Origin of the sequence: Alteraurantiacibacter buctensis (genome assembly GCF_009827655.1) — a bacterium.
Lineage (GTDB): Bacteria > Pseudomonadota > Alphaproteobacteria > Sphingomonadales > Sphingomonadaceae > Alteraurantiacibacter > Alteraurantiacibacter buctensis.
In genome coordinates, this window is record NZ_WTYV01000007.1 from 45,274 (window position 1) to 68,908 (window position 23,635).

At 61.2% G+C, this 23,635-nt stretch carries 20 protein-coding genes; 5 read left to right on the forward strand and 15 right to left on the reverse strand.

From position 1 onward, the window contains the following. Positions 1 to 2 precede the first annotated feature (2 nt). The 8 genes from paaZ to GRI99_RS15330 form a co-directional block, all read right to left on the reverse strand. On the reverse strand, positions 3 to 1,547 hold the full coding sequence (gene paaZ / locus GRI99_RS15295) for a phenylacetic acid degradation bifunctional protein PaaZ (protein WP_160772937.1): 1,545 nt from the start codon (positions 1,545 to 1,547) through the stop codon (positions 3 to 5). Positions 1,548 to 1,571: 24 nt separating this feature from the next. Beyond that, positions 1,572 to 2,294: an enoyl-CoA hydratase-related protein gene (locus GRI99_RS15300; protein WP_202393140.1), complete on the reverse strand. Its 723-nt coding sequence runs from the start codon at positions 2,292 to 2,294 to the stop codon at positions 1,572 to 1,574. Between the two features lie 46 nt (positions 2,295 to 2,340). Beyond that, on the reverse strand, positions 2,341 to 2,823 hold the full coding sequence (locus tag GRI99_RS15305) for a 4-hydroxylaminobenzoate lyase (protein ID WP_160772939.1): 483 nt from the start codon (positions 2,821 to 2,823) through the stop codon (positions 2,341 to 2,343). Positions 2,824 to 2,839: 16 nt separating this feature from the next. Beyond that, complete coding sequence (locus GRI99_RS15310; RefSeq protein WP_160772940.1) at positions 2,840 to 4,081, reverse strand: NAD(P)/FAD-dependent oxidoreductase; 1,242 nt, start codon at positions 4,079 to 4,081, stop codon at positions 2,840 to 2,842. Then, complete coding sequence (locus tag GRI99_RS15315; protein ID WP_160772941.1) at positions 4,078 to 5,637, reverse strand: benzoate-CoA ligase family protein; 1,560 nt, start codon at positions 5,635 to 5,637, stop codon at positions 4,078 to 4,080. Before GRI99_RS15315 ends, GRI99_RS15310 begins: the two co-directional genes overlap by 4 nt. Positions 5,638 to 5,705: 68 nt before the next feature. Next, positions 5,706 to 7,103, reverse strand: coding sequence for a benzoyl-CoA 2,3-epoxidase subunit BoxB (gene boxB / locus GRI99_RS15320; RefSeq protein WP_160772942.1), 1,398 nt, complete (start codon positions 7,101 to 7,103; stop codon positions 5,706 to 5,708). Positions 7,104 to 7,187: 84 nt separating this feature from the next. Beyond that, entirely contained in the window at positions 7,188 to 8,873 is a 1,686-nt protein-coding gene (gene boxC, locus GRI99_RS15325) for a 2,3-epoxybenzoyl-CoA dihydrolase (RefSeq protein WP_160772943.1), read from the reverse strand. A gap of 69 nt (positions 8,874 to 8,942) precedes the next feature. Beyond that, complete coding sequence (locus GRI99_RS15330; RefSeq protein ID WP_160772944.1) at positions 8,943 to 9,839, reverse strand: shikimate kinase; 897 nt, start codon at positions 9,837 to 9,839, stop codon at positions 8,943 to 8,945. A gap of 42 nt (positions 9,840 to 9,881) precedes the next feature. Between GRI99_RS15330 and GRI99_RS15335 the strand changes: the two genes are divergently transcribed. Beyond that, a complete protein-coding gene (locus GRI99_RS15335) occupies positions 9,882 to 10,343 on the forward strand; it encodes a flavodoxin domain-containing protein (protein WP_237438389.1) in 462 nt (153 codons plus the stop codon). 11 nt (positions 10,344 to 10,354) lie between these two features. Further along, positions 10,355 to 10,834, forward strand: coding sequence for a hypothetical protein (locus GRI99_RS15340; protein WP_160772946.1), 480 nt, complete (start codon positions 10,355 to 10,357; stop codon positions 10,832 to 10,834). A 64-nt stretch (positions 10,835 to 10,898) separates the two neighbouring features. On the opposite strand, the gene boxB (GRI99_RS15345) is transcribed toward GRI99_RS15340, so the two are convergent. Beyond that, positions 10,899 to 12,392, reverse strand: a complete 1,494-nt coding sequence (boxB, locus tag GRI99_RS15345) for a benzoyl-CoA 2,3-epoxidase subunit BoxB (RefSeq protein WP_160772947.1) — start codon at positions 12,390 to 12,392, stop codon at positions 10,899 to 10,901. A gap of 121 nt (positions 12,393 to 12,513) precedes the next feature. On the opposite strand from boxB (GRI99_RS15345), the gene GRI99_RS15350 reads away from it, so the two are divergent. Beyond that, on the forward strand, positions 12,514 to 13,524 hold the full coding sequence (locus GRI99_RS15350) for an aldo/keto reductase (RefSeq protein ID WP_160772948.1): 1,011 nt from the start codon (positions 12,514 to 12,516) through the stop codon (positions 13,522 to 13,524). A 6-nt stretch (positions 13,525 to 13,530) separates the two neighbouring features. Here GRI99_RS15350 and GRI99_RS15355 read toward each other — a convergent pair whose 3' ends face one another. The 3 genes from GRI99_RS15355 to GRI99_RS15365 all read right to left on the reverse strand — a co-directional run bounded on the left by GRI99_RS15355 (position 13,531) and on the right by GRI99_RS15365 (position 15,550). Next, positions 13,531 to 13,950 (reverse strand): acyl-CoA thioesterase, encoded by a 420-nt coding sequence (locus GRI99_RS15355; protein ID WP_160772949.1) that lies wholly within the window; start codon positions 13,948 to 13,950, stop codon positions 13,531 to 13,533. Positions 13,951 to 14,138: 188 nt separating this feature from the next. Further along, positions 14,139 to 14,459 (reverse strand): 2Fe-2S iron-sulfur cluster-binding protein, encoded by a 321-nt coding sequence (locus GRI99_RS15360; protein ID WP_160772950.1) that lies wholly within the window; start codon positions 14,457 to 14,459, stop codon positions 14,139 to 14,141. A gap of 50 nt (positions 14,460 to 14,509) precedes the next feature. Beyond that, positions 14,510 to 15,550 (reverse strand): Rieske 2Fe-2S domain-containing protein, encoded by a 1,041-nt coding sequence (locus GRI99_RS15365; RefSeq protein ID WP_160772951.1) that lies wholly within the window; start codon positions 15,548 to 15,550, stop codon positions 14,510 to 14,512. Between the two features lie 189 nt (positions 15,551 to 15,739). On the opposite strand from GRI99_RS15365, the gene GRI99_RS15370 reads away from it, so the two are divergent. Continuing rightward, entirely contained in the window at positions 15,740 to 16,522 is a 783-nt protein-coding gene (locus GRI99_RS15370; RefSeq protein WP_160772952.1) for an IclR family transcriptional regulator, read from the forward strand. 48 nt (positions 16,523 to 16,570) lie between these two features. Here the strand turns inward: GRI99_RS15370 and GRI99_RS15375 are convergent, their stop codons facing one another. The 3 genes from GRI99_RS15375 to GRI99_RS15385 all read right to left on the reverse strand — a co-directional run bounded on the left by GRI99_RS15375 (position 16,571) and on the right by GRI99_RS15385 (position 20,920). Continuing rightward, positions 16,571 to 17,548: an alpha/beta fold hydrolase gene (locus GRI99_RS15375; protein WP_160772953.1), complete on the reverse strand. Its 978-nt coding sequence runs from the start codon at positions 17,546 to 17,548 to the stop codon at positions 16,571 to 16,573. Between the two features lie 79 nt (positions 17,549 to 17,627). Further along, positions 17,628 to 19,565 carry an FAD-dependent monooxygenase gene (locus GRI99_RS15380; protein WP_160772954.1) on the reverse strand — a complete coding sequence of 646 codons (1,938 nt, stop codon included), beginning with the start codon at positions 19,563 to 19,565 and terminating at the stop codon, positions 17,628 to 17,630. Between the two features lie 68 nt (positions 19,566 to 19,633). Continuing rightward, the gene (locus tag GRI99_RS15385) at positions 19,634 to 20,920 is read right to left on the reverse strand and encodes an MFS transporter (RefSeq protein WP_160772955.1); all 1,287 of its coding nucleotides are present in this window, start codon (positions 20,918 to 20,920) and stop codon (positions 19,634 to 19,636) included. 322 nt (positions 20,921 to 21,242) lie between these two features. On the opposite strand from GRI99_RS15385, the gene GRI99_RS15390 reads away from it, so the two are divergent. Beyond that, positions 21,243 to 23,630 (forward strand): TonB-dependent receptor, encoded by a 2,388-nt coding sequence (locus GRI99_RS15390; protein WP_160772956.1) that lies wholly within the window; start codon positions 21,243 to 21,245, stop codon positions 23,628 to 23,630. Positions 23,631 to 23,635 lie beyond the last annotated feature (5 nt).

The window sequence follows — 23,635 nt, forward strand, 5'->3', positions numbered from 1 at the left end:
ACTCACATGCCCCCGATAGCGGTCAGGATACGATCACTCGCCTGAATGGCACTGCGCTGCAGGTAGGGCATCATGCCGATGATCCCGCCCAGTTCCGCGCCGCCCCCCGCCCGTCCAGGCCCGCCGTGCTGCAAATGCGGCAGGGCTGCACCGTGGCCTGTGGCAAACTCGGCATTGTCGCGATCAACGATCATGATACGCCCGTGGAAGCTGGAAACCCCGCCGACAAGGTCGTTAATGGCGGCCGCATCGTTGCTGAAGATCGACAGCGCCAGCGATCCCTCGCCCGCATTCGCCAGCACGATGGCCTCCTGGGCATCTGCATAGGGCATCAGTGTGGCCACCGGCCCGAAAGCTTCGACGGCGTGAACTGCCTTCGCCACTGCAGGTCGATCGCAGCGCAGCAGCGTCGCGGCAAAGAATGCGCCCTTATCGAGCTCTCCGCCGAGTTGCGGAATGATGCCGCCGGTCACCAGTTCGGCCTCGGTCCGCAGCGTGGCGAGATTGGACATCACGTCTTCGCGCTGGGCAATCCCCGCCAGCGCTCCCAGGCGCGTGGTATCGCTGCGCGGATCGCCAATCGTTGCCTTGCCCAGACGTGCCACCACTGCGCCCTGCACCTGATCGATCAGATGTGCGGGAACCAGAACACGGCGAATAGCGGTGCACTTCTGCCCCGCCTTCTGTGTCATTTCACGCACGACTTCCTTGATGAACAGGTCGAATTCAGGTGCCTCTGGCGAAGCGTCCGGGCCGAGAATCGCAGCATTGAGGCTATCCTGCTCAGCGGAGAAACGCACGGTCCGCGCAATGATATTGCGCCGGGCCTTGAGCATGTTGGCAGTCGCGGCGGAGCCGGTGAAGGCAACACTGTCCTGCCCGTCAAGCCGGTCGAGCAGGTCACCCGCTGAACCCAGCAGCAATTGCACCGCGCCCGGTGGCAAGGCACCACTTTCGATCATTATCCGGAATGCAGCCTCGGTCAGGTAGGCACCGACCGTGCCCGGCTTCACAATCGCGGGCATCCCTGCCAACAGCGTGGGCGCCAGCTTTTCAAGCATTCCCCATACGGGGAAATTGTAGGCGTTGATGTGGATCGCAGCCCCGCGCAAAGGCGCAAGGATGTGCTGACCGATGAAGTCGCCCTTGCTGATCGTCTCGCGCGCGCCGTCGGTCATGACCCGTGCGTCGGGCAGGCCTTTCGCCTTTGACGAATAGACGAATAGCGTGCCGATACCGCCCTCGATATCGAAGGCACTGTCGCTGCGGGTCGCGCCGGTGAAGGCCGACAGTGCGTAAAGCTCGTCCTTGCGCGCAGTCAGCGCGTCAGCCAGCGCACGCAGCATCTTGCCGCGCTGCTGGAACGTCATGGCGCGCAGGGCCGGTCCACCGACCTCGCGCGCATGTTGCAGCATGGCGCCAGGGTCGGCCTCTGAGGGCATCAGGGCAACTGTCGAGCCATCGATGGCCGAGACAAGCTGCGCTTCCTCGCCCGCCGGCAGAAACCGGTCCTGGGCATAGGAACGAAGGGCAATTGGCTGGGTCATGTCAGGGCTTTCGGTTCGTAAGGATCAGGATCGGGGCTTGGCGAAGCGGAGCACCGCCTGCCGATAGGCGTCCGTCGCGCCGAGCTTGCCCTGGGCGACACGTTCGCTTGCCAGAGCAGCTTCAAGCGTTCCGGTCGGATTGGAGCGCAGCTGGCGCTTGATTGCCGACAGGGCTTGCGGCGAGCGCTGGGCCAGGCCGCGTGCGATCTCGTTCGCGGTGTCGGCCAGTAACGCATCATCGACCACCCGACTGACAAGGCCGATCATAGCCGCTTCCTCGCCACTGACTGCCCGACCCGTAAGCGCCAAATCTAGCGCCCGCGCCTGGCCGACAAGGCGGGGCAGCGACCAGCTCGCGCCGCTGTCGGGGCCGAGCGCGACGTTGACGAAGCCGAACTGGAACCTAGCCGATCTGGCGGCCAGCACGATGTCGCAGGCGATGGCGAGGGCAGCGCCGGCCCCGAACGCCATGCCGTTTACGGCTGCGATGACCGGTTGCGGAAGGTTTGCCAGCCGCAGTACCAGCGGATTGTAGTTTTCTTCGAGTGATGCCGCGAGATCGGGCACCTCACGGCGAGCAAAGCTGGCCGCCCGCTCGCCAAGGTCCTGCCCTGCACTGAAGGCCCTGCCGCAACCCGTCAGCACGACTGCGCCAATGGTCGGCTCGCCTTCAACCTTGTCAAGGGCGTCGCGCAGAGCCTGGTGCATCGCCCCATCGATGGCATTCAATTGCGCTTCACGCACCAGGCTGATGGTGGCGACACCATCGGCTATGTGGAGCCGGACCCGATCCTCAGCCACGGGTGAACTCGATAGCGCCGCCCGGAAGGAGATAGAGGACCAGGGCCTTGCCGCCGGTTACCGTGGGGTGATGGGCCGAACCGGGACCATAGACCTTCCAGCCCGCACCCTGTCCGTCAAACGCGGCGCCCAGATCAATAGGGATGACCAGGTCGATCTCGCCATTGGGGTGCGCATGATGCGGACCGACGATTTCGGTCATCTCCACCACATCAACCGACATACCGGCCAGTGCCTCACCTGCGGGCACGGCACGCCCGAACTTGATGCCGCCTGCCTCGCGGCCGCACAGCCAGCCCTCCTCGCATCCACGCAGGACCCATTCGCGCGCATCTGCATGCCATGCGCCATCGGCCGGGAAATCACGGTTGAGGCGCGCTTGGAGCGCATCGTCGAGTGGCGCGCCAGCGATGGCATCGGTCACCACGCCAAGGTGGGTCACGAAACCCTCGGGTGTTTGCGGACGTTCGCCCATGTCTTTCCTCCTGAAATCAGCCTGCCGCGACAGCGACAGGGATGAATTCCTTCAACTGCCGGTCTGCATCGGCCAGAACGGCGGGATCGACTGCAACACCCAGTTCCACCAATCGTCGGCCGTGCGAATAGTCGCGGGCGTTATTGATACAATCGAGCGCCATCACCCGGCCTGCGTCATCCAGATAGACGACTGCAAACTTTCTCGACGCAGGATCACCGCGCAGCACCGTCCGGGCATGACCGGCCGACAGGCCGACGGTCTGCAATTTGAGGTCGTACTGGTTCGACCAGAACCAGGGCGTAGCCTCATAGTGGGCTGCTTCGCCGCAAATGGTTCGCGCTACCACCGTTGCCATGTCATTGGCGTTCTGCACCGATTCAAGCCGTATCACGGCCCCACCGGCAAACTTGTTCGCATGCGCCGCGCAATCCCCGATGGCGAAGATGTCGGCAAGCGAGGTGCGGCATTGTGCGTCCACCAGCACGCCATTGCCCGTTTCGGCACCAGCTTTTGCCAGCGGTTCAACGCAAGGGGCAATACCGATGCCCACGATCACCATGTCGGCGGGCAGAACCTCGTCACTGGCAAGCCTGACCCCGCTGACGCGACCCTGCCCTTCAATCCCGGCAATCTCCTGCCCGGTGCGCAGGTCAACCCCATGGGCGCGGTGATCGGCCTCGTAGAAAGCGGACAGCGCCTCACCGGCAACCCGCGCCAGAACGCGCGGCAGGGCTTCGAGCAGAACCACCTGCTTGCCCAACTTTGTCAGCACGGCAGCGGCCTCGAGCCCGATATACCCCCCGCCAACCACCACCACGTGCTGCACGCCCGGCAGCTCTGCCATGATTGCGTCGACATCCTCACGGTCCCGCACACAATGCACGCCCGGCAGATCGGCACCCGGCAATGGCAGGGTGCGCGGGTCACCGCCCGCTGCCCAGATCAGTTTGCCATAGGTAATCTCGCGCCCGTTGGCGCATTGCAGCCGATGCCCGTCGGCATCAACTGCCGTCACCGTATGGCCCAGCAGAAGCGTAATGTCCTTTTCCGCCCAATAGGATGCCGGACGCAGATAGAGACGTTCGAACGGCTTTTCCTGCGCCAGATATTCCTTCGACAGCGGCGGGCGTTCATAGGGCAGCTCGGTCTCGCGACCGATGATGGCGATCGAACCGGCAAATCCGGCAGCGCGCAAGGCTATCGCCGCCTGCGCGCCGCCGTGGCCCCCACCCACAATGGCAACATCAAAGGTCATGCATCCTCCCGCAGGCGGAACCTCTGGATCTTGCCGGTGGCTGTCTTGGGAAGTTCGGCAACGAAGGTGATCCAGCGCGGATACTTGTAAGGGGCCAGGTGGCTCTTGCAGTGATCTTTCAGTTCCTGCTCCAGCGAAGGGGTCGGCTGCACATCGTTGTGCAACACCACATAGGCATGCGGTTTCACCAGCCCGTCGGCATCCTCGGCCCCCACTACTGCGGCTTCCAGCACCATGTTGTGACCCGACAGTGTCTCTTCCACTTCGATCGGAGAAACGTAGATGCCCCCGACCTTGAGCATGTCATCGGCGCGGCCAGCATAGGTCAGCCAACCCTCCTCGTCGCAGACATACTTGTCTCCGCTCGCTGTCCATTCGCCGCAAAAGGTCGCCGTCGATTTTTCGCGATTCCGCCAGTAGCCGATTGCGCTGGTCGGTCCGCAGATCTGCAGGTTGCCGATCTCTCCGGGCGGCACTTCCGATCCGTCATCGCCGACAAGCCGCACGCGGTAGCCATCGACGACACGCCCCGTGCAACCATACCGCACCGAGCCGGGTCGCTGGGATACGAAGATGTGCAGCATCTCCGTCGACCCCAGACCATCGAGCACGTCGGCACCGAACTTGTCGGCAAAAGCCTTGCCAATGTGACCGGGCAGGGCCTCGCCAGCCGAAGTTGCGATCCGCAATCGAGGCGCGTCCTGCTTCGTAGGACAGGATGGGTGGGCAAGCCACCCCGCAAAGAACGTCGGCACTCCGCCCAGTACCGAGACCTGATGTTCGACGATGAGCGCCGAAATCGCATCGGGAGTCGACCGTCCGTTGTGCAGCACAACCGTCGCGCCAGCGGCATAGGGAAAGCTCAGGGAATTGCCCAGGCCGTAGGCGAAAAACTGCTTCGCCACCGACAGCACCACATCATCTTCACGCAGGCCCATCGTTCCCAGCGCGTAGAGATTGGCAGTAAGCCGTATCGATCCGTGCAGGTGCATCGCCCCCTTGGGCCTGCCGGTAGACCCCGAGGTGTAAAGCCAGAACGCCACATCGTCACGATGTGTGGGCGCCGGATCGGGCGCCGGTTGGGCATCGGCGAGCAAGGCCTCGAGATCATCAAACGGCCCGCCCTCGCTGCCGACGAACTTCACGAAGGGTTCGGCTGCGGCGATCGCTTGCCACTTGTCGGACAATTCGCCCGACACGAAGACAGCAACGGCACCGCTGTTGTTCAGTATCCAGCCATAATCGTCTTCGGTCAGAAGCGTGTTGAGCGGAACCGGGATCACGCCTGCACGCATTGCACCCAGGAAGACCGTCGGGAAATCGCGCGTATCGGTAAGGCACAGCAAGACCCGCTGATCACGCCGCACGCCAAGGCGGTTGAAAACGTCCGCCATGCGGGCAACCCTGTCGCCGAGTTCACGGTAGGTGCAAGTTCCCCGGTGATCGATGATGGCCGTCTTGCCGGGATGGCGGGCCAGATTGGCGGCGAGGAGATCTTCCGCCGCGTTGAAGTATTCCGGCAGATCGGCAGCGCAGCGCCCGTCACTCGTGTTCATCGGCTATCCCCCATTCCCACCAAGGGTCGGGGCACCGGACTTACCCGGCGCTCCGACCCCGGCTCAGTTCAGGCCGCCCTGACGTATTCGAATTCGAACGGCATGTTGTTGATTCCGCGATCCGGCGGGCAGGTCCAGTTGGCACACTTGCCTGGCTCCGTGACACCCACCATGAGCGACTTGACATAGGCCCGGTCGAATTCGCTGGGCAGTGCGGCCCTGACCTGATCCGGGTCGCTCGGCTTGCCGCTCGTATCGAAGGCCATTCCCGCCCAGACGCCAACACTGCGGTTGAACCGTTCGGAAGGCAGGGTCAGTTCAACCTGGAAACCTGCCTTCGCGATCGTCCGGTTCCAGCGGGTAAGCCCGATGGCACAGTCGCGAACGTAAGCATTGCGGGTGATCAGGTTCATCGCATTGCGCGTGGCGACTTGCTCGAGTCCGCCGGGGGTATCGACATCCTCGAAGGTGTCGATGCAGTCGTGGTCTTCGTAGGTCCCCTCGTCAGGACGCCCCTTCAAGCCATTCGCCCAGTAAGTGGCGGCATTGGAGCTGATTTCCGCGCCGAACAGGTCAAGTGCCGAGGAATACCAGAAGTTGATGTAGCGCTGGATCAGCGGCAGATCGATCACCCCGGACTTGCGCAGGGTTTCCGGATCATCGGTTCCCAGCTTCTGCATTTCCTCCAGCGTGCGCCGGATGACCCGGGCAATCCCCGTTTCGCCCACGAACATGTGATGGGCCTCTTCGGTCAGCATGAAGCTGCAGGTCCGCGCCAGGGGATCAAAGCCGCTCTCGGCCAGCGACTTGAGCTGGTATTTACCGTCACGATCGGTGAAGTACGTGAACATGTAGAACGAAAGCCAATCGTCGATCGGCTCGTTGAACGTGCCCAGGATACGCGGGTTGTCGACATCGCCCGAATGGCGGTGCAGCATTTCTTCCGCTTCCTCGCGACCATCGCGGCCGAAGTAGGCGTGAAGAAGATAGACCATCGCCCACAAGTGGCGGCCTTCCTCCACATTGACCTGGAACAGGTTGCGCATGTCGTAAAGCGACGGCGCGGTCAGGGCCAGCAGCCGCTGCTGCTCAACCGACGCGGGTTCGGTGTCGCCCTGTGTCACGATCAGGCGGCGCAAAGCGGAGCGATATTCACCGGGAACCTGCTGCCAGGCCGGCTTGCCCTTATGGTCGCCGAAGCCGATGGTGCGATCCTGCTGCTTGTCGGCAAGAAAGATGCCCCAGCGATAATCCGGCATCTTGACGTGGCCGAACGTCGCCCAGCCCTTGGCATCGACCGAGGTGGCAGTACGCAGATAAACGTCGTGGCCCTGGTAGGTAGTCGGCCCCAGGTCCTTCCACCAGTCGATAAAAGCCGGCTGCCAGTGTTCGAGCGCACGTTGCAGGGCACGGTCAGTTGACAGGTCTACGTTATTGGGAATGCGGGACTGGTAATCGATCGCCATTGCAACGCTCCTTGACCGCCAGGCGCGGCCCGATCCTGAAAAAATCCCGCCGCCCCTGGGAGAGGAGTGGGGCGGCGAGAAGCTTCAAACCCTCTTGCGGTCAAATTCGGCGCGTCGGCCGGACCCGAACAGCTTCAAGGCACCGCCATCGCCCACGGCATTGGGCCGGATAAAGATCCAGTTCTGCCAGGCCGACAGGCGACCAAATACCTTCGACCAGACGTTCTCGGCACCGGCAAAGCGCAGTGACGCTTCCATTCCGGTGCAGGCATCGGGCGACAGGCCGGCGCGCTCGTCAATCGCCAGGCGCACTTCATCTTCCCAATCGATGTCGTCGGGCGCGAAAGTCACGAGACCCAGGTCATGGGCCTCGCCAGAAGGGATCGGCGAACCCGCGAGCGCGCGCAACTCGTCGATGCGTTCCAGATTGCCGAGGAAGCGCGAACCCAGCCGGGTGAGGCCGTTGCACATCGGGAAATGGCCAAAATTCGCTTCACCAAGATGGAGAACAGGGCCGTTTTCGGGGTCCGAAATCAGTTCGAGCATGTACCCGCGATCCGCCGCGAAAGCCAGTTCCGCCAGTGTCCCTGCAAAAGCAGAACCCGGCTCAATCACCGCGTATATCGAACGCGAGGACACATCGAGGCGCGACAGCGTGCGGCGCAGCATGCCGATTACCTCGTTGGCGAACCAGTGGTCCTTGGCGGCCAGCAGTGCCGCATCATAGGCCAGCACCTTGGCTCCATCGCCCGTGGTCTTGAGAACCCACAAGCCCAGCTCGGGTTCGTTGGTGCGCAGCATCAGGATGGCGTCATCAAGCTCGCGCGCCATTTGCAGGGGCCAGAAGCCGGTGCCCTCGGCCAGCATCGCCGCGGCATCCGCTGGAGGAGCCGTGTCGGGAGCCTTGACCGTTACGGTAGCAAGCCCACGAGCGCGATCGAACGTCACGTCGACAGTGCCGTAATGGTATCCGGCCTCGTCGATGACACGCTTGAGCGGATCGAGATGAACACCCGCCCCCGCCTGCGGCCGGGCGCTGCCGGCAGCAAGCGCTTCTGCCTTGGCCCGCACCGCCTCGTCCCAGCGGCCACGCGGCGCAATATCGTCAACCAGATTCCAGTCCTTGGCCCTGCGGCCGCGCACGCCCTCTTCCGAGGTGCAAAACACATCGGCCAGATCACGGCGCACCTTGCGCTTGTCGACCACGCGGGTGAGGCCCCCGGTTCCGGGCAGGACCGCCAGCAACGGCACTTCGGGAAGCGACACGGCAGAGGAGCGATCATCGATCAGCAAAATCTCGTCGCAAGCCAGCGCTACTTCATAGCCACCGCCAGCGCAGGTGCCGTTGACCGCAGCAAGGAACTTGAGCGAGCCGTTCTGCGACGAGTCCTCGAACCCGTTGCGCGTTTCATTGGTGAACTTGCAGAAATTGACCTTCCATGCGTGGCTGGAAATGCCCAGCATGTAGATGTTCGCACCCGAACAGAAGATGCGCTCGTTCGCACTCGTCAGCACCACACAGGCCACCTGCGGATGTTCGAAGCGCAGGCGCTGGACAATGTCGTGGAGCTCCATGTCCACGCCAAGGTCATAGCTGTTCAGCTTGAGCTTGTAGCCCGGCAGCAAACCACCCTCAGGGTCGACATCCATCGAAACGGTAGCGATGCGCCCGTCGATTGCGACCTTCCAGTGGCGATAATCGCCGCCAGTCCGGTCGTAGGTGAAAATTGCCGCATCCTGTGCGGCTTTTTCCGCCAATTGCGTTGCCATCGAATCGCTCCTCAGCCCGTCACTGCCGGAACAATAGGTCATTGATGGCGATCAAACAAGCACTATATTTCATCCAGCAAACGAGGCTACGACTCCTTCAAGCATGCTGACGGTGTGATTGAAATCCTGCCCCGAAGTGTCGAGGCGAGCATCGGCTCTGGCGTAGTCAGCCTCTCGAGCTGCCAGAATGGCCTTCAGGTCGTTCATGGCAGTGCGGTTACCCGTCATCGGGCGCAAATCACCTTGTGCAACCACTCTCGACATGTGGTCTTCAGGCGTCGCCTGCAGCCAGACTGTCCAGGTTTCACGAAGCAACTGGTCGAACAGCTTACCATCCGCCACCACTGCACCTGGAGCCGCGATGACTGCAGCTGCGTTTGTGCGGCAGATATCTCGCAACACGTCGGCCTCATAACGCCGTAACGCCGCCGGACCATTGATCTCCAGCAGGACGCCAATTGATCCGCCATATCTCTGCTCGACCTCCTTCGATATCTCGAAGAATGGTACACTCAACCGGTCGGCAAGAGCCTGGCCCAGAGAGCTTTTTCCTGCTCCGCGCAAGCCGATGAGAGCAACCCGCCGCCCCTTCCCATCCACGGCATCGGGCCTCTCTCCCAGCCATGCGAGCGCTTCGCGAACACGCTCTGGCGGTGCGCGTCGCAGCAGTTGGGCGGCATGTGCCACACCGGCATCGCGCTCCCCGCCCATTGGCAGCAACTCAGCCATCGCCATGCCCAGCGCTTCGGAAATGGCGAGGAGCATTTCAACCGAGGGATTGCCGGTACCAGCTTCCAGATGGGCCAGATAGCGTTCAGAAGCACCTGAAGCTGCGGCCAGTTGCTTGCGGGTGAAGCCAGCCCTCGCACGTGCCGAACGTATTCGCTGAGCGATCTCCTGGCTGCCGACAAAGCTGGCCTGACCGCTCTGGATCGTCACATCTTGCATAGTTGCTATATATTTCATATCTGCCGGTGATACGAATCTTATTTCCGAATGGAGAGTGCTATGTCGAGCGGAAACAGGCGCGCGGGCATTTTTGTTGCCACGATGACCGGCCTGGCGGACCTGTGCGCCGAAGAAATCGAAAGTGCGCTGGCGGCTGCAGGCGTTGCTTGTGAACGCCAGTTGATGGATGGACTCGACAGCAGCGCCTTCGCAGATTTTGATCTGCTTGTTATCGTCTCATCGACGTATGGGCACGGTGAAATTCCAGACAACGGGCAGGCGCTGTTCACCGCGCTCGAAGCTGGGGCAGACCTGTCCGGCAAAGACTATGTGGTCTTCGCGCTCGGCGACCGGACATATTCGGACACCTTCTGCGCAGCTGGCGAGAGGTGGGATCAGGTGATGTCCGCATGCGGCGCATCCCGCGTCGTCGATGTTGAATGCCATGACGCATCCAGCGGCACGCTTGCAGAAGATGTCGCTGGCGAGTGGGCTGCCGGCTGGGCTCCGGCGATAGCTTAAGGAGACAAGCGATGGATGCAGTCATTTCAGACCCCGCAATGGAACATGCGCACAGTGCCATTGGCGGTTTCGTCGCGCGGTGCGCCCTGCTCGATTACCGTGTCAGTCAGTTCATGGCCCGGTGGTTCTGCAGCCACGAGAAGCAGAAATTCCTCTCCTATACCTTGAAAGCCATGCCTTTTGTGGAGAAGCGGCAGGTTATCGAAGAGCGACTGACAAACTGGCACACCGATCCTGAGGCGCTGCGGACCACGATGAGCGACATCGCTTCCGTGCTGGAGCGACGCAACCTGGTTGTGAGCGGCGTCCTCTCGCGTCGATCGTCGGGTGCCTTGTGCGTCAAGAGCTTTTCGGGCGCCCGCTTCATCTCCGAACCAGGGGCAATCGACATCATCGATATTGCAGATCTGGCTGCATTGTCGGAAAAGGCAAGCGAACTGGCAGAACGAGTGATGGCGCTTGGCCTCGGCCTGAAGCAAGGCGGCAATTGACCGGCCACGAGAAAATGGAGGCGGGCCCGATTTGGCTTGCCCGCCTCCTCACATCCAGATCGGGTCAGGCGATCCGGACGTATTCATAATCCAGCGGCTGGCTGTTGATCCCGGTGCGCGGTGGGGCAATCCAGCTGGCATAGCTGCCAGGCGCATGGCAGGGTTTCATCAGCGAGTTGATGAACTGCAGATCGTCTTCGGTAGGCAGAAAGCTATCGCGGTTAGCATTCCACGTCTGCTCGTCCACGATATCCCCGGAAGGGGTGATGCAGGCCCCGGCAAATTCACCGATCCGGCGATTGAACCCCTTGTGCGGCTGGGTGACGCAGAAATCGATGCCTGCTTTGGCAATCGCCCGGTTCCACCGCTCAATGCCCGGCTGGCAATCTGCAATGTAATCATCAAGCAGCCGGGAGTTGATGGCGCGCAGCGCGGGCATATCCTCGCTCACCAACTTGCCCTCGACGATCCGCGTCACGGGATAGGTTTCCCCTTCAAGCACATGATCATCGCCATCGAGACGCGCTTCGCCAAAGCGCCCTTTCAGCCCTGCCGAAAAAGCCGCCGCAGCGTTGCCGGACACCTCACTGCCGAACAGGTCGCGCGTGACGGACATGTGGAAGTTGGCCTTGCGCTGGATCAGCGGCAGATCAATCACGCCAAGCGCTCGCACTGCTTTGATGTCATGGGGATCGGTGATCCCCGCCTTCTTCATAGCGGTGCAGGTCGCTTCGATCACCCGCCCCAGCCCGGTTTCTCCCACGAACATGTGGTGCGCTTCTTCGGTCAGCATAAAGCGGCAGCTGCGCGACAGCGGATCGAAGCCGCTTTCTGACAGCGAGGCGAGTTGCATCTTGCCGTCACGGTCGGTGAAATAGGTGAACATGAAAAATGACAGCCAATCGGGCGTGGCTTCGTTGAAGGCACCCAGGATGCGCGGATTGTCCGCGTGCCCGCTACGCCGCTCGAGCAGCGCCTGCGCTTCCTCGCGTCCGTCCCGCCCGAAGTATTTCACCAGCAGGTAGACCATCGCCCACAGGTGTCGTCCTTCCTCGACATTGACCTGGAACAGGTTGCGCATGTCGTAGAGCGAGGGAGCAGTACGCCCCAGGTGACGCTGCTGTTCAACGGATGCCGGCTCGGTATCGGCCTGCACTACGATCAAACGGCGCAGCAGCGAGCGGTACTCGGCGGGCACTTCCTTCCACACGGGCTCGCCCTTGTGCTTGCCGAAAGGAATGGTGCGCCCGTCAACCTCGGGTGCCAGCAGGATTCCCCAGCGATAGTCCGGCATCTTCACATGGCCGAATTTTGCCCAGCCGGCCGGGTCCACCCCCACGGCCGTGCGCAGATACACATCGGAAGCCTGAAACCCGTCCGGCCCCATCGCCTTCCACCAATCGATGTACTCCGGCTGCCACTGTTCAAGAGCCCGCTTTAGCTGACGGTCCGAGGACAGGTTCACATTATTGGGGATCAGGTCATCGTAATCGACCTCGACAAAGCCGTCGCCCTTCACCGAGGCATCGTCTTCCAGCAGCGTTTCGACTTCACTCACTGCGGTTTCCTCTCGTCATATGTGCTATGAAGCATCTTTGAAATGCATTATGACGCATTGCACTGGGCAACCTTGATCCAGATCAAGCTACCGCCCGCCGGGAGCAAGGGAGACGACAGCAATGCAGCAGGTTCTGGTAGGCAGCAGCGGCTTGCGCAGTTCGGCGCTTGCCCTGGGAACCCTGACGTTCGGGGAAAGTAAAGCCTGGGGTTCTCCGCCTGACGAGGCAACGGCCATCATGCGCCGGTTCGTCCACGCTGGCGGCACGACCATCGATACCGCCCCCAACTACGCGGATGGCCGAAGCGAAGAGATTGTCGGCGCCTTTGCCCGCGATCGGCGGGACGAACTCGTGCTGTCAACTAAGTACACTGCATCATCCTCCGCCCACCCGCTCGCTGGAGGTAACAGCCGAAGAAGCATGATCCAGTCAGTTGAGGCCAGCCTGCGCCGCTTGCAGACTGACCGGATCGATCTGTTGTGGCTGCACTACTGGGACGGGACCACGCCGGTGGAAGAGATCATGCGCGCGGCTGACGACCTCGTCTGTGCCGGGAAGATTCTGTACTTCGGCATGTCAGATACGCCGGCCTGGCTGGTTTCGCGGGCAGTGACCTTAGCTGAACAGCAACGGCGGGCGCCGGTCGTCGGCATCCAGGTGGAATACAACCTAGCCGTGCGGGGCGTAGAGCGCGACCTACTGCCGATGGCCGACGCGATGAACCTTGCTGTATTCTGCTGGGGGCCACTTGCTGCCGGTGCTCTGGCGGGAGCCACGACCCCGCAGCGGCTGCCATCCGAACGCATCCCGACAGCGATACTGGAAGTCCGCAATGCGCTGGCAGCTATTGCCGCGAACTGCGGATCGGCACCGGCAAATCTGGCCTTGCGCTGGCTGATGCAATCCCGTCACAATCGCATACCCATCGTCGGGGTTCGGACCGCCGAACAGTTGGATGACCTTTTGTCGGCCGCAGCAGCCCCTCTCGACACGGAAACCTTCACCATGATCGACGGGCTGGCAAATGCAGGGGCCCTATTCCCGATGCCACTTATCAATTCAACATACCTCCGCAAGTTCGCGCTGGGAACGCCGGACCGCTTCTCTCCAGCCTTGCCGGGCCGATACTAGGCCGGTTCAGCCGCCGCGGAGCTGCTGCGCGATTTGCTCGGGGATCGGAACGCCCATGATGCCCAGTCCTACGGGTGAGTGCGCCGCCCACACGCGAACCTCGGTTGCTTCCAGGCAGAGGCGACCGTCCTTCAGAAGCCGGTGGGCAATGCCGAAACTGGAGCGGCCGACGCGGGTGACCTGTGTCTCGATGTGAACCTGCTCTCCGAAGCTAGCAGGTTCAATGAACCTGGCTCCAGTCTCGACCATGGGCCAGCCGATGATCCCGTGTTCACGCATCAGGTCCGCGCTCGTGCGACTTGTCGCTGCCTCGATTAAGCGAGCGGTCGAGGTGTCGAAGGCGGCGAAGAAGCGCGGATAGAAGACGATCCCGGCAGGGTCGCAATCGCCCCACTCTATGGTCCAAGTTCTGGTATTGGAGAACATGAGCGACACTCTAAACAAGCGACCGCCACTGCGAAGAAGCGCGGTTCAGGACTTTTACTCTGGCAGACAATCACTCGAAGCCCAAGCACCACCGCAGTTTACGTGAATGCCAAGCCAAAATCGACGTTAAGAATGGAAGGCGGTCCGACAGCGGTGGGTAAGCATGTCCGGGGCCCGACGAGCCCAGCCTATCTCTGGCTTGATGGGGTTCGCACAATCATGCCTTTCAGAACTTCCGTCACGCAGATTTGGCATGCAAGCCGCGAGTTGGGCTGAGCTTTATCGACGAACTCCAGAAGCGCCTCTTCGCCATCGCCCGGCGCGGGCAACTGCGACAGAAATTCTGTGTCGACGTAAACATGGCACGTTGCGCAGGCACACATGCCGCCACAATCGGCATCGATGCCGGGCACGTCATTTGCGCGGGCAGCAGTCATCAAAGACTGGCCACATTCTGCCTGGACAGAGCGGGCAGCACCTTGCGCATCGATAAATGTTATGGTGGGCACGAAATGCACTCCCGGTGGAATGATTGTTACCTAGATGTGTGAGAGGAAACTCAACCGTTCTCCGGCCGATTGTCTAACGACTGCGCGTACTTAGCGATGGTCCGCCGGGCCATGATGCGCGCGGCATCGGCTGCATTGTCGAACAGGCGCTCCTCGCCCAGTTCCTGGACACGCTGCTGCTGCGCCTCGATGAACATCTTGTCCTCAGCAATCGCCAATGCGATTTCTTCTGTGATAGCCCTGTTTGCTGCCGGGTCTTCGACCCTGTGGCCGTTCTGCACCGAGTAGAAGTAGTAGCAGGACGTGTCGGTGGCGGGCGTCGCTGAGTGAAATATCCGCATGTCGAAGCGCGGGGCTGGCGCAGTCGCCCGGTCCGCTCCGGCGGCTACCCCGCCAGAGTATTGCAGCACTGTGCTGGGTGCATGAAAATCGAACTCCTGCCAGCGGTCGATCCGGGCGGGCAGGTCATCGACGCAGTTAAGGTAAGCTGGCGGCGGTGGAGCATCAAGCATCAGGCGCTCGTATCGCAGACCTCTGGCCGTAGGTTTCAGAGTATTCTGCGCAACCATGTGCACGTGCGGGTTCGATCCTCCAACCGTACCGCCGTGGACGTAAGCCAGATGGGTTGCGTCCAGAAGGTTATCGGCAATCAGCAAATAGTTGCTCGCCACGGATGCCATTGCGAAGGTGCTTGGCCAGAGCGGATCGTTGTGGAACGGGTAAGCGGGAATTAGACTATCGTCGACGAGTTCTTTGGCACCCATCCAGATCCACAGGATCTGGTCCCGCTCCACCAGTGGATACCAGTCCACCCTGGCTTTGGTCGGAATGGCAGCCTGGTTCGGCACCTCGATGCACTCGCCGCGACATCCGAACACGACGCCATGATAGTTGCAACGAATGCCTTTTTCCGTGACGGTTCCAAGGCTGAGCGGTGCGCCGCGGTGTGAGCAGCTGTCGATCAGCGCACAGGCTTCTCCGGTCACTGAGCGAAAGAGGACGAGGGGCTTGTTGCAGATGCGGCGAGCCATGGGCACGGAGGTTACCTCGTGCGACCATGCTGCCACGTACCACGCGTTGGTTATGATCATAACCTCTCTCCCATTCAGCGATTTTACCACTAACCAGTTTTTCTCATATTGCAGGAAGTTGTCGTACCATCAATGTCATTATTGCAGATTTGTGTTTTTGGAAGCAGAATGCCTTCTGTGAATATCAGTTTTGGGAGAGGCCCGTCCCAAGAGGCGGGTTGATTCCGGTTGTAAATGGAAGCCCGACAAATGGCGGCGACTGCCGATCGTGTATTAGGCGTTTTGGCACTTTTTACCGGTCTACGGTCGCGGTGGACCGTCGAGGAAGCAGCTGAGGCACTCGACCTGACCTTGAGTACCGCCTACCGCTATTTCCGAAGCCTGGCGGAAGCCGATCTGCTGTCATCGTCAATCGCGGGATACTACACACTTGGTCCCGCCGTCTGCGTGCTCGACCGTGCAATGCGGCTCAACGATCCTTTCATTCACGCGGCGATGGGTGAGATGGAAAAGCTCGCCACGGCTTACCCGAAGACGATCATTCTCCTGACCCGGCTCTATAAGAACACAGTCATGTGCGTGCATCGCGAAGGTGAGCAATTGCGCGCGTCAGGCTACGAACGCGGTCGCCCGATGCCGTTGCACCGTGGGGCCGCCTCCAAGGCGATCCTAGCCAACCTCCCACCTCGCACCTTGCGCAGCCTGATGAACAGCGACCTAAGCGATCCGCCGGTCGACATGGAAGACCTTCGCAGCGAACTGAGGCAGATCAAGGCACAAGGTTATTCGCTCACGAGGGGCGAGATTGACACCACCAAAATTGGCATTTCCGTACCCGTTTTCCGTGGCGATCAATCGCTCGAAGGGAGCCTCTCGTTTGTCCTTGACGCAAGTGACCCTTGCGAAAAGCGCTTGCTCGTGGAGACTCTGATCAGGAGCCGGAAGGTGGTGGAGGCCAATCTCCTGATTTCGGACTACCTCGCCTTCAATCCTGGCAACCAGCACGCAGCCAAAGTTTTTCCTGGAGACTAGAGACCGCGCCTACATGGCCTCGCTAACGGGATGCTCGTGCCGGGTACACTATCGCAGCGCGGCGATGTGCTTTTCGAGAAAATCCGCAATGTGCTGCGCGGTTTCGCGCGGCCGTTCCAATTGAATGAAGTGGCCTGCTCCCTCCACGATCACGGGAGGTTCGCAGTTCTTCATCAGACGCGGCATCGCCTCAACTAGATCGCGCATGCCCGGGAAGTGCAGCACGATATCCCGGCTTCCCCCGATGTAGAGCGCCGGAACTTCAATTGTGCGGTCCGCCCAGCCCGCCATCAATTGCCAGTTGCGATGCAGGCTTCGGTAGGTGTTCAGTGCGGCGCGGAAGCCGGTGCGGCTAAATTCCTCCACATAGTAGGCAAGGTCTTGCTCGCTCAGGCCGAGCCATGAGGTGGGCGGCTCATCAAGGCCTTCAATCAAGCTGCCGTTGCCAGCTAGGCGCATGGCCGGCACACCGTCCCCCGCCCAGTCGCCGCTGTTGGTGTAGAACAGGCGTCGAAGGAAAGCGCGGGGATTGGCATCCAGCTCCCGCTCGGCCCGTCCTTCTTCAAGAAAGTAGAGCATGTAGAGATCGGGCGGCGCTGCCCGTGCCATCATCTGGGGCAGGCTGGCAGGACCCCTAGGTGCATAAGGGACCGAAAGGGCGACAATCGCTGCAAATCTGTCAGGCCGCAATTTGGCGATCGTCCAGCCGATTTCCGCGCCCCAATCGTGGGCCACAACCGCCACTTGGTCTATGGCTAGATGATCCAGCAGGGCAACTAGGTCGCCCATTACGTCGATCGCGGTCGCTTGTTCAGCCCCGGCCGCCGGTGCCGTTTGACCGAAACCTCTAAGATCGGGTGCGATGACCCTGAAGCCTCGTTCGACGAGCTGCTCCATCACCCCACGCCAACCAATCCAAAGATCGGGAAAGCCATGCAGGAGAAGAACCGGAATTCCATCCCCCGCAGTGACGAAGTGATAATCCAGACCGTTGAGGACCGCCTGGTGATGCACATAATCGGTCATACAAGCGCCTTTCCCAGCAAAAAGGGGTTTGCACTAAGCTGCATTGAGCGGAAGTAAGCGGCCCCGAGGCAGCGGGTCATCAGGTCCTGTCGACAAGAAAGCGGGCAAAGAATGCGGCCAGTTCCTCATGCGCACCAAGAGGTAGGATTTCTGCCACGTACTGGTCGGGCCGGACGATGACCAAGCAGCCGCGATCCCGGTCGATCCCACGCATGTCGAAGATGTCTTCCTGACCGTCGCCGGCGGGGCAGAAGATCTTTTCACGATCCTGCACGGCGAACTTACCCCGCGCGGGCATCAGAAATGAATGCGTCCGTTCAAGCGGGACAGAAGGGTGATCTTGCTGGAAGACGACCCGCACATCGATCACCGAGTCACGATCCGAGTCAGGAGAAGTGAAGCGGTTGACCGGCGACGCCGGGTCCTTGTCGAGGTAGTCGCACAAGTCCCACAGGGCGGAGGCCGGATCGCACGGATCGCTCCGATCGGCGAAGGCGAGGATGCGCCAGCGTCCGTCGGCCGTGACGGTGTGCCCGATGTGCATCGGGCGCGCATCGGCCAGCCGCACGACCGGAGCGGAGTGCAGCCGCGTGCCCACGACAAAGCCCTTGGCGAGGTCCTGGTGAGCTCCGTCCCCGGTGAACAACGATGGGCTGTAAGTGGTGGCAGTCCCTGCGGTGTAGCGCCCTTGGCGCACGAAATACTCCTTGATCTCTTCGGGCGTGACATCGCCCTCCGCTGCTTCTGGTGTAGCCTTGAGCGGGGCACTCAGCATGGCTGCCCATTCGCGATCAAAATCGATCAGTTCCTTGGCGATGGCATGGCGTTCTGCCGAATAGGTCGACAGGATCGCCTCGTCGGACTGGCCACGCAATACGGCGGCGAGCTTCCAGCCGAGGTTGAAAGCATCCTGCATTGAAACGTTCATGCCTTGGCCTGCCTTGGGACTGTGCGTGTGGCAAGCGTCCCCGGCGATAAACACGCGCGGAGGCTGAGTTCCAGCGGCTTCCGGCGGAACGTCATCGAAGCGCGGGCACAGGCGTTGGCCGATCTCGTAGACCGACCACCAGGCTACGTCCTTCACGTCGAACGCATAAGGGGCAAAGGTTGCCTGGGCCGCTTCAATGATCTTCTCCAGCGTGATGTTTCGCTGAGATGCCCTCTCGTAGCTCTCAAGCTTGTCCAGCTCGACGTAGATCCGCGACAGGTAGCCACCCTCGCGCGGAATGAGCACGATGCTGCCACCATCCGCCGACCGGATGAGGCACTTCTTGCGCAGGTCAGGGAAATCCGTGACGGCCAGGACGTCCATCACGCCCCAAGCTTGGTTGGCGGCTTCGCCCTGCAGGGCCAAGCCCAGCGATCGCCGTACCTCGCTGCGGGCGCCGTCACAGCCCACAGCATAGCGAGCCTTAACCACGCAAGTCTCAATGCTGTTCGCGCCAACTTTCTCGAACGTCGCTTCGACCGGATAGGCGTCGCCTGCGTTGCGCGAAATACTCAGCCCTGCCAGCCGCCAGGCGTAGAACGGCGCAAGGCGATTGGGCGACTTGCGCATGATTTCGAGGTAGAAACCGTGCACGCGCGCTTGATTGAGGATGACGTGCGGAAACTCGGACAGGCCTGGCTCTGTGTCCTTGACCCAGCCACCTCTAACGATTCCCTTGCCAGCGTCGTCGGACGGGCGCCAGAATGTAGTCTCGTTTACCCAGTAAGCCTCGCGAAGAACCTGCTCTGCGAAGCCGAACGCGTTGAACATCTCCATCGTGCGACAGGCGATACCGTCGGCCTGACCCAATTCCAGCGGACCCGGGCGTTGATCGACGATGCAGGTATCGATATCGGGAAAAGCTGAAAGCTGTGCGGCGAGGGTGAGCCCGGCCGGGCCACAGCCAACGATGAGGACATCAGTATACGCTGGCAGGCGCGCATCGTCCATTTCCCGGGCGATGCCCTTCGCCGACGGACTGGCAAGATCGGGATCCCCAACCTGAAAGCCGTCAAAATGGAACTGCATCTGGATTCTCCTTCATTCTCAAATCTTGCTCGAAAGACGCTTGCGGGCGTCTGGTCAGATAGTTTCGTCTAGGCGGTAGGGAGGGCGCCGCCGTGGCCCGGCCGGCTTTCCGTAAGGAATGGTGCGAGCGTCAGGGCGCAAACAGCCAGGATCCCGGAAAGCACTAGAGCCGCAGAGTTGCCGGACTGTTCGGCAAGCCAACCCGCTGCCATGGGGCCAGCAGCGCCGCCGCCAATCTGAGCTACGGCAATCACTAGACTGCTTGCTGTCGCCCCGTTTGCCGGGCTGGTGCTTTCCTGCGGCACGGTGCCCATGAGGAGAGGGAAGATACCCAGCATTTGGCACCCGCAGACAAGCACGAGCACCACGGTGATCATGCTGCTTCCCGCCAGCAGGACACCGACGGGAGCAAGCAGTCCCAACGCGCTGAACGCGATGATGGCCATCCGCCGACCGAACCGGTCCGCGAAATAGGGCACGATCAGGGAGGAGGTTACGCCAGCAAGGCCGATCACCCCCATAATCACGCTCATTACGCTAGCTGAAACGTGCAAGTCCCGCGTCAGGTAAAGGGGCAGGAACGTCAGCAGGATGAAGAACCAGCCAACTGCGGCCAACGCGATTAACGCACACAGGACGATGTTGCGATTGGCTACGAGGTCCTGCCAGCGGTCGCCAGAGACCTCGGCCTTGTCGGCGGCGGCGGCCCGCGGGGGTTCGCGCAGCACTCGCCAGATCAGGATTGCGATCAGCAGGCCAGGCAGGCCTGCGGTGAGGAAAGCCCAACGCCATCCAGCCGCTTCGGCCAGCGCGACCAGGGCAATGGGTGCCAGCAATGAGCCAATTAGTTGGGCCCCGAAGTTCTGCACGATGCCCATGTTCAGCGCCCGCCGCGACGGCGTCGATTCGCAAATTACCAAGGCTTGTTTGACGGGAATCACCGGGCCTTCAGCAACGCCGATAAGCAGGCGAGCGATCAGCAGGCTAAAAAAGCCGACTGCAGCCGCACTGAGGCCCGACAGAAGGGCAAAACATAGGAAGGCGCCGATCAGGAACGGAAGCCGCACCCCTGCCCGGTCGGACGCGCGCGCGATGACCAGCCCTCCCAAGGCCCATCCGATCAGCACCGCCGACCCGATGAAGCCCACTTCCCCGCCGGACAGCGAGAACTCGTCGGCTATGAACGGCATGAGGTAGAAGACTGCCTGTGCATCGAGGGCGGCCACCCCACCGGCAGCCGCAAGCACCAGCACCATCCGGTTCTCGTAAACCGACAGGAATGACGGGCCAGTCCGCTCCTGCCCCTGACAGGAACGGCTGACCGAATCTCCGCGCTTCGCTCCTTCGATGTCCAACGATTTCCCCATCCCTACGATTCTTGTGCGGGCCTTATGCCGGACATGCTACTTTACTGCAATATGATAATGCGGATGTTCGCACCAGCGATATTTGTAGGATTTCGAGAAAGCCAAATTTGCTGCCCTTGATGGCAGAGAGGGATGAGTGGATTTCCAAGCGCGGACAAAGCCATTAGCCTTTAGGCGCGATAACCATTTTATGAGAATCTGGGAACATCGCTATAACTGTTTGTCGAAAAATTATTGACGCCAGCATTTTGCGGTTTTAGTCCCTGCCAATCCGCCGGGAGTGCGGACACAGGGATTTTGGGAGGACATCATGGGTTCGATGAAACGAAATAGCTCGCTGGCGAGTCGGCGGATGGGCGCCCTCGCATGCGGCACCGCTCTTGCCTGCCTGGTTCCCGTCAGCGTTCTTGCGCAGGAACAGGCGGCGGATGCCCAGACGGCTGCAGATCAGGACGATCAGATCATTGTTACTGCGCGTTTCCGACCCGAAACGATTCAGGAAACACCAATCTCGATCACAGCGCTGACGGGTGAAATGCTTGAGCAGCGCGGCGTACAGAGCGTCGAGGGGATTGCCCGGGCGACGCCCAACATTACGCTGGAACGCAACACGGCCGGCTACGGTAAGTCAGTGATCGCCTACATCCGCGGCGTAGGGCAGAGCGACTTTCTTCCCGCATTCGAGCCCGGTGTCGGCATCTACATTGACGATGTCTACCATGGGACGTTGTTCGGTTCGCTGTTCGACTTTGCCGACGTCCAGCAGGTCGAGGTATTGCGCGGCCCACAGGGCACGCTGTTCGGCAAGAACAACGAAGGCGGCGCCATCCGCGTCACGACGCGCGAAGCGCAGGGCGACAACACGGGTTATCTCGAAGCCGGCCTTGGCAGTTTCAACCGTATGACCCTCAGGGGTGCCTACGACACGTCGTTGGTAGACGACCGCGTTTTCCTCCGCGTCGCCGGCGGTTTCAACAACGTCGACGGCTACATGGACACCATCGACTTCACCTGCGCCAATCCGACCCTGGCCGGCCGAATTCCTTCGCAGGTGCCCGCATCGGCCAGCGGCGACTGTCGCACGGGCACACTGGGTGGGCAGCAGACATTCGCCTTGCGCGGGAATCTGCGCATCCTCGCCACCGACGACCTTGAGATCAGCATTAATGCCGATTTGCTGGACGATAAGGGCGAGCCGGCGGCCGAAAAGCTCATCGACGTCAACACTGACGGGACATCGCCCCTGGCGCTTTACCAGCCAGGCTCGCCGTTCGGATCGGATCCCACCGGCTACGGCATCCCGTTCGACAAGCGGTTCATCACCAACGATCCCTACACCAGCTATGTGAACTTTACCGATTCACGGAATGGCCTCACATTTCCGCGCGTCAGCAACGTGCGGTCGTGGGGTGTGTCGGGCAAGGTCGAATGGGATATCAATCCGGACCTGAACTTCACTAGCATCTCGGCCTACCGCACCTATCGGGGCGAATTCATCGAGAACTGGGGCGCGTCGCCGATCCATATCAACGACAACTATTTCAAGCCGTACCACGACCAGTTTAGCCAGGAACTGCGTCTGAATGGGCGGATCGGCGACCTGGCCGAATGGACCGTTGGTGGGTTCTACTACACCGGTCTGACCGAGCTAAACGACTACATCTACATTCCGCTGGTCAACTTCGCATTCTTCGGTGTCGACCCCGTCCGGGACCGCGATCTTTCGGGCTTCGCGCACGTGGTTCTTACGCCAACCGATCGCCTCTCGTTCGAAGCGGGTCTGCGTTACTCGGACATCAGCAAGACCTATACCTTCAATCGCTATCTGCCCAACACCGGCAATCCGCCAGCCACCCTGCCGGGCTTTGAAAACAACCCGGCGGTTCGCTCGACAACGAGCCGGGTCGACTACCGACTTTCGGCCTCTTACGATATAACGCCCGACGTAATGACCTATGCGGTATTCTCGACCGGCTTCAAGGGTCCGGGCGTCAACCCCAGGCCGTCGAGCGCTGCGGAGCTTCTCTCGTTCGACGAAGAAGAGCTGACGGCCTATGAAATCGGCCTCAAGGCCGACTTCCTCGACGGGCGCGTGCGCGCCAACCTCAGCGCATACCGTTCGGACTACAGCAACCTGCAACTCACCGTGGTGCGCGTTCTGCCCAGCGGCGTTCCCGGGTCGATCACGGCCAACGCAGGTAAGGCGCGGATCCAGGGTTTCGAGGGTGAATTCACTTTGGAGCCTGTCGACAACCTGATGGTGAACGCATCGGTCGGCTATCTCGATTTCCAGTACCTCGACCTGGGTGATGCCGCCAACCAGCCTGGCGGGCCATGTCTGACCTGCGTAGCGGCCTATGTGCCCGAATGGTCGTTCACCGCCGGCGCTCAGTACGACTTCGATCTGGGCGATGTCGGTACGCTGACCCCGCGCATCGACTATGCGTACAAGTCGCAGGTGTTCAGCGATGCGGCAAACTATGGGCCGGGTGCGATCCCGGGCTATGGCTTGTGGAATGCACGGCTGAGCTACACCACGCCTGACGAGGACTTCAACGTGTCGCTGCAGGTCAACAACCTGACCGACAAGTTCTACTTCGTGAACAAATTCCAGGGCTACTTCGCGCTTGGAACGCTGGTGGGGCAGCCGGCCATGCCGCGCACGTTCCTTCTGACGTTGCGGCATAATTTTCAATAACATAA

Bases quoted from the DNA above. Each gene is read 5' to 3' on its own strand.
- GRI99_RS15375 (WP_160772953.1), bottom strand. From the start codon at position 17,548: ATGACCGATTATGTGCATCACCAGGCGGTCCTCAACGGTCTGGATTAT.
- GRI99_RS15365 (WP_160772951.1), bottom strand. From the start codon at position 15,550: ATGATCATAACCAACGCGTGGTACGTGGCAGCATGGTCGCACGAGGTA.
- GRI99_RS15350 (WP_160772948.1), top strand. From the start codon at position 12,514: ATGCAGCAGGTTCTGGTAGGCAGCAGCGGCTTGCGCAGTTCGGCGCTT.
- GRI99_RS15355 (WP_160772949.1), bottom strand. From the start codon at position 13,950: ATGTTCTCCAATACCAGAACTTGGACCATAGAGTGGGGCGATTGCGAC.
- boxB (WP_160772942.1), bottom strand. From the start codon at position 7,103: ATGGCGATCGATTACCAGTCCCGCATTCCCAATAACGTAGACCTGTCA.
- GRI99_RS15310 (WP_160772940.1), bottom strand. From the start codon at position 4,081: ATGACCTTTGATGTTGCCATTGTGGGTGGGGGCCACGGCGGCGCGCAG.
- GRI99_RS15330 (WP_160772944.1), bottom strand. From the start codon at position 9,839: ATGAAATATATAGCAACTATGCAAGATGTGACGATCCAGAGCGGTCAG.
- GRI99_RS15305 (WP_160772939.1), bottom strand. From the start codon at position 2,823: ATGGGCGAACGTCCGCAAACACCCGAGGGTTTCGTGACCCACCTTGGC.
- GRI99_RS15315 (WP_160772941.1), bottom strand. From the start codon at position 5,637: ATGAACACGAGTGACGGGCGCTGCGCTGCCGATCTGCCGGAATACTTC.
- GRI99_RS15370 (WP_160772952.1), top strand. From the start codon at position 15,740: ATGGCGGCGACTGCCGATCGTGTATTAGGCGTTTTGGCACTTTTTACC.
- GRI99_RS15335 (WP_237438389.1), top strand. From the start codon at position 9,882: ATGTCGAGCGGAAACAGGCGCGCGGGCATTTTTGTTGCCACGATGACC.
- GRI99_RS15380 (WP_160772954.1), bottom strand. From the start codon at position 19,565: ATGCAGTTCCATTTTGACGGCTTTCAGGTTGGGGATCCCGATCTTGCC.
- GRI99_RS15340 (WP_160772946.1), top strand. From the start codon at position 10,355: ATGGATGCAGTCATTTCAGACCCCGCAATGGAACATGCGCACAGTGCC.
- boxC (WP_160772943.1), bottom strand. From the start codon at position 8,873: ATGGCAACGCAATTGGCGGAAAAAGCCGCACAGGATGCGGCAATTTTC.
- GRI99_RS15390 (WP_160772956.1), top strand. From the start codon at position 21,243: ATGGGTTCGATGAAACGAAATAGCTCGCTGGCGAGTCGGCGGATGGGC.
- paaZ (WP_160772937.1), bottom strand. From the start codon at position 1,547: ATGACCCAGCCAATTGCCCTTCGTTCCTATGCCCAGGACCGGTTTCTG.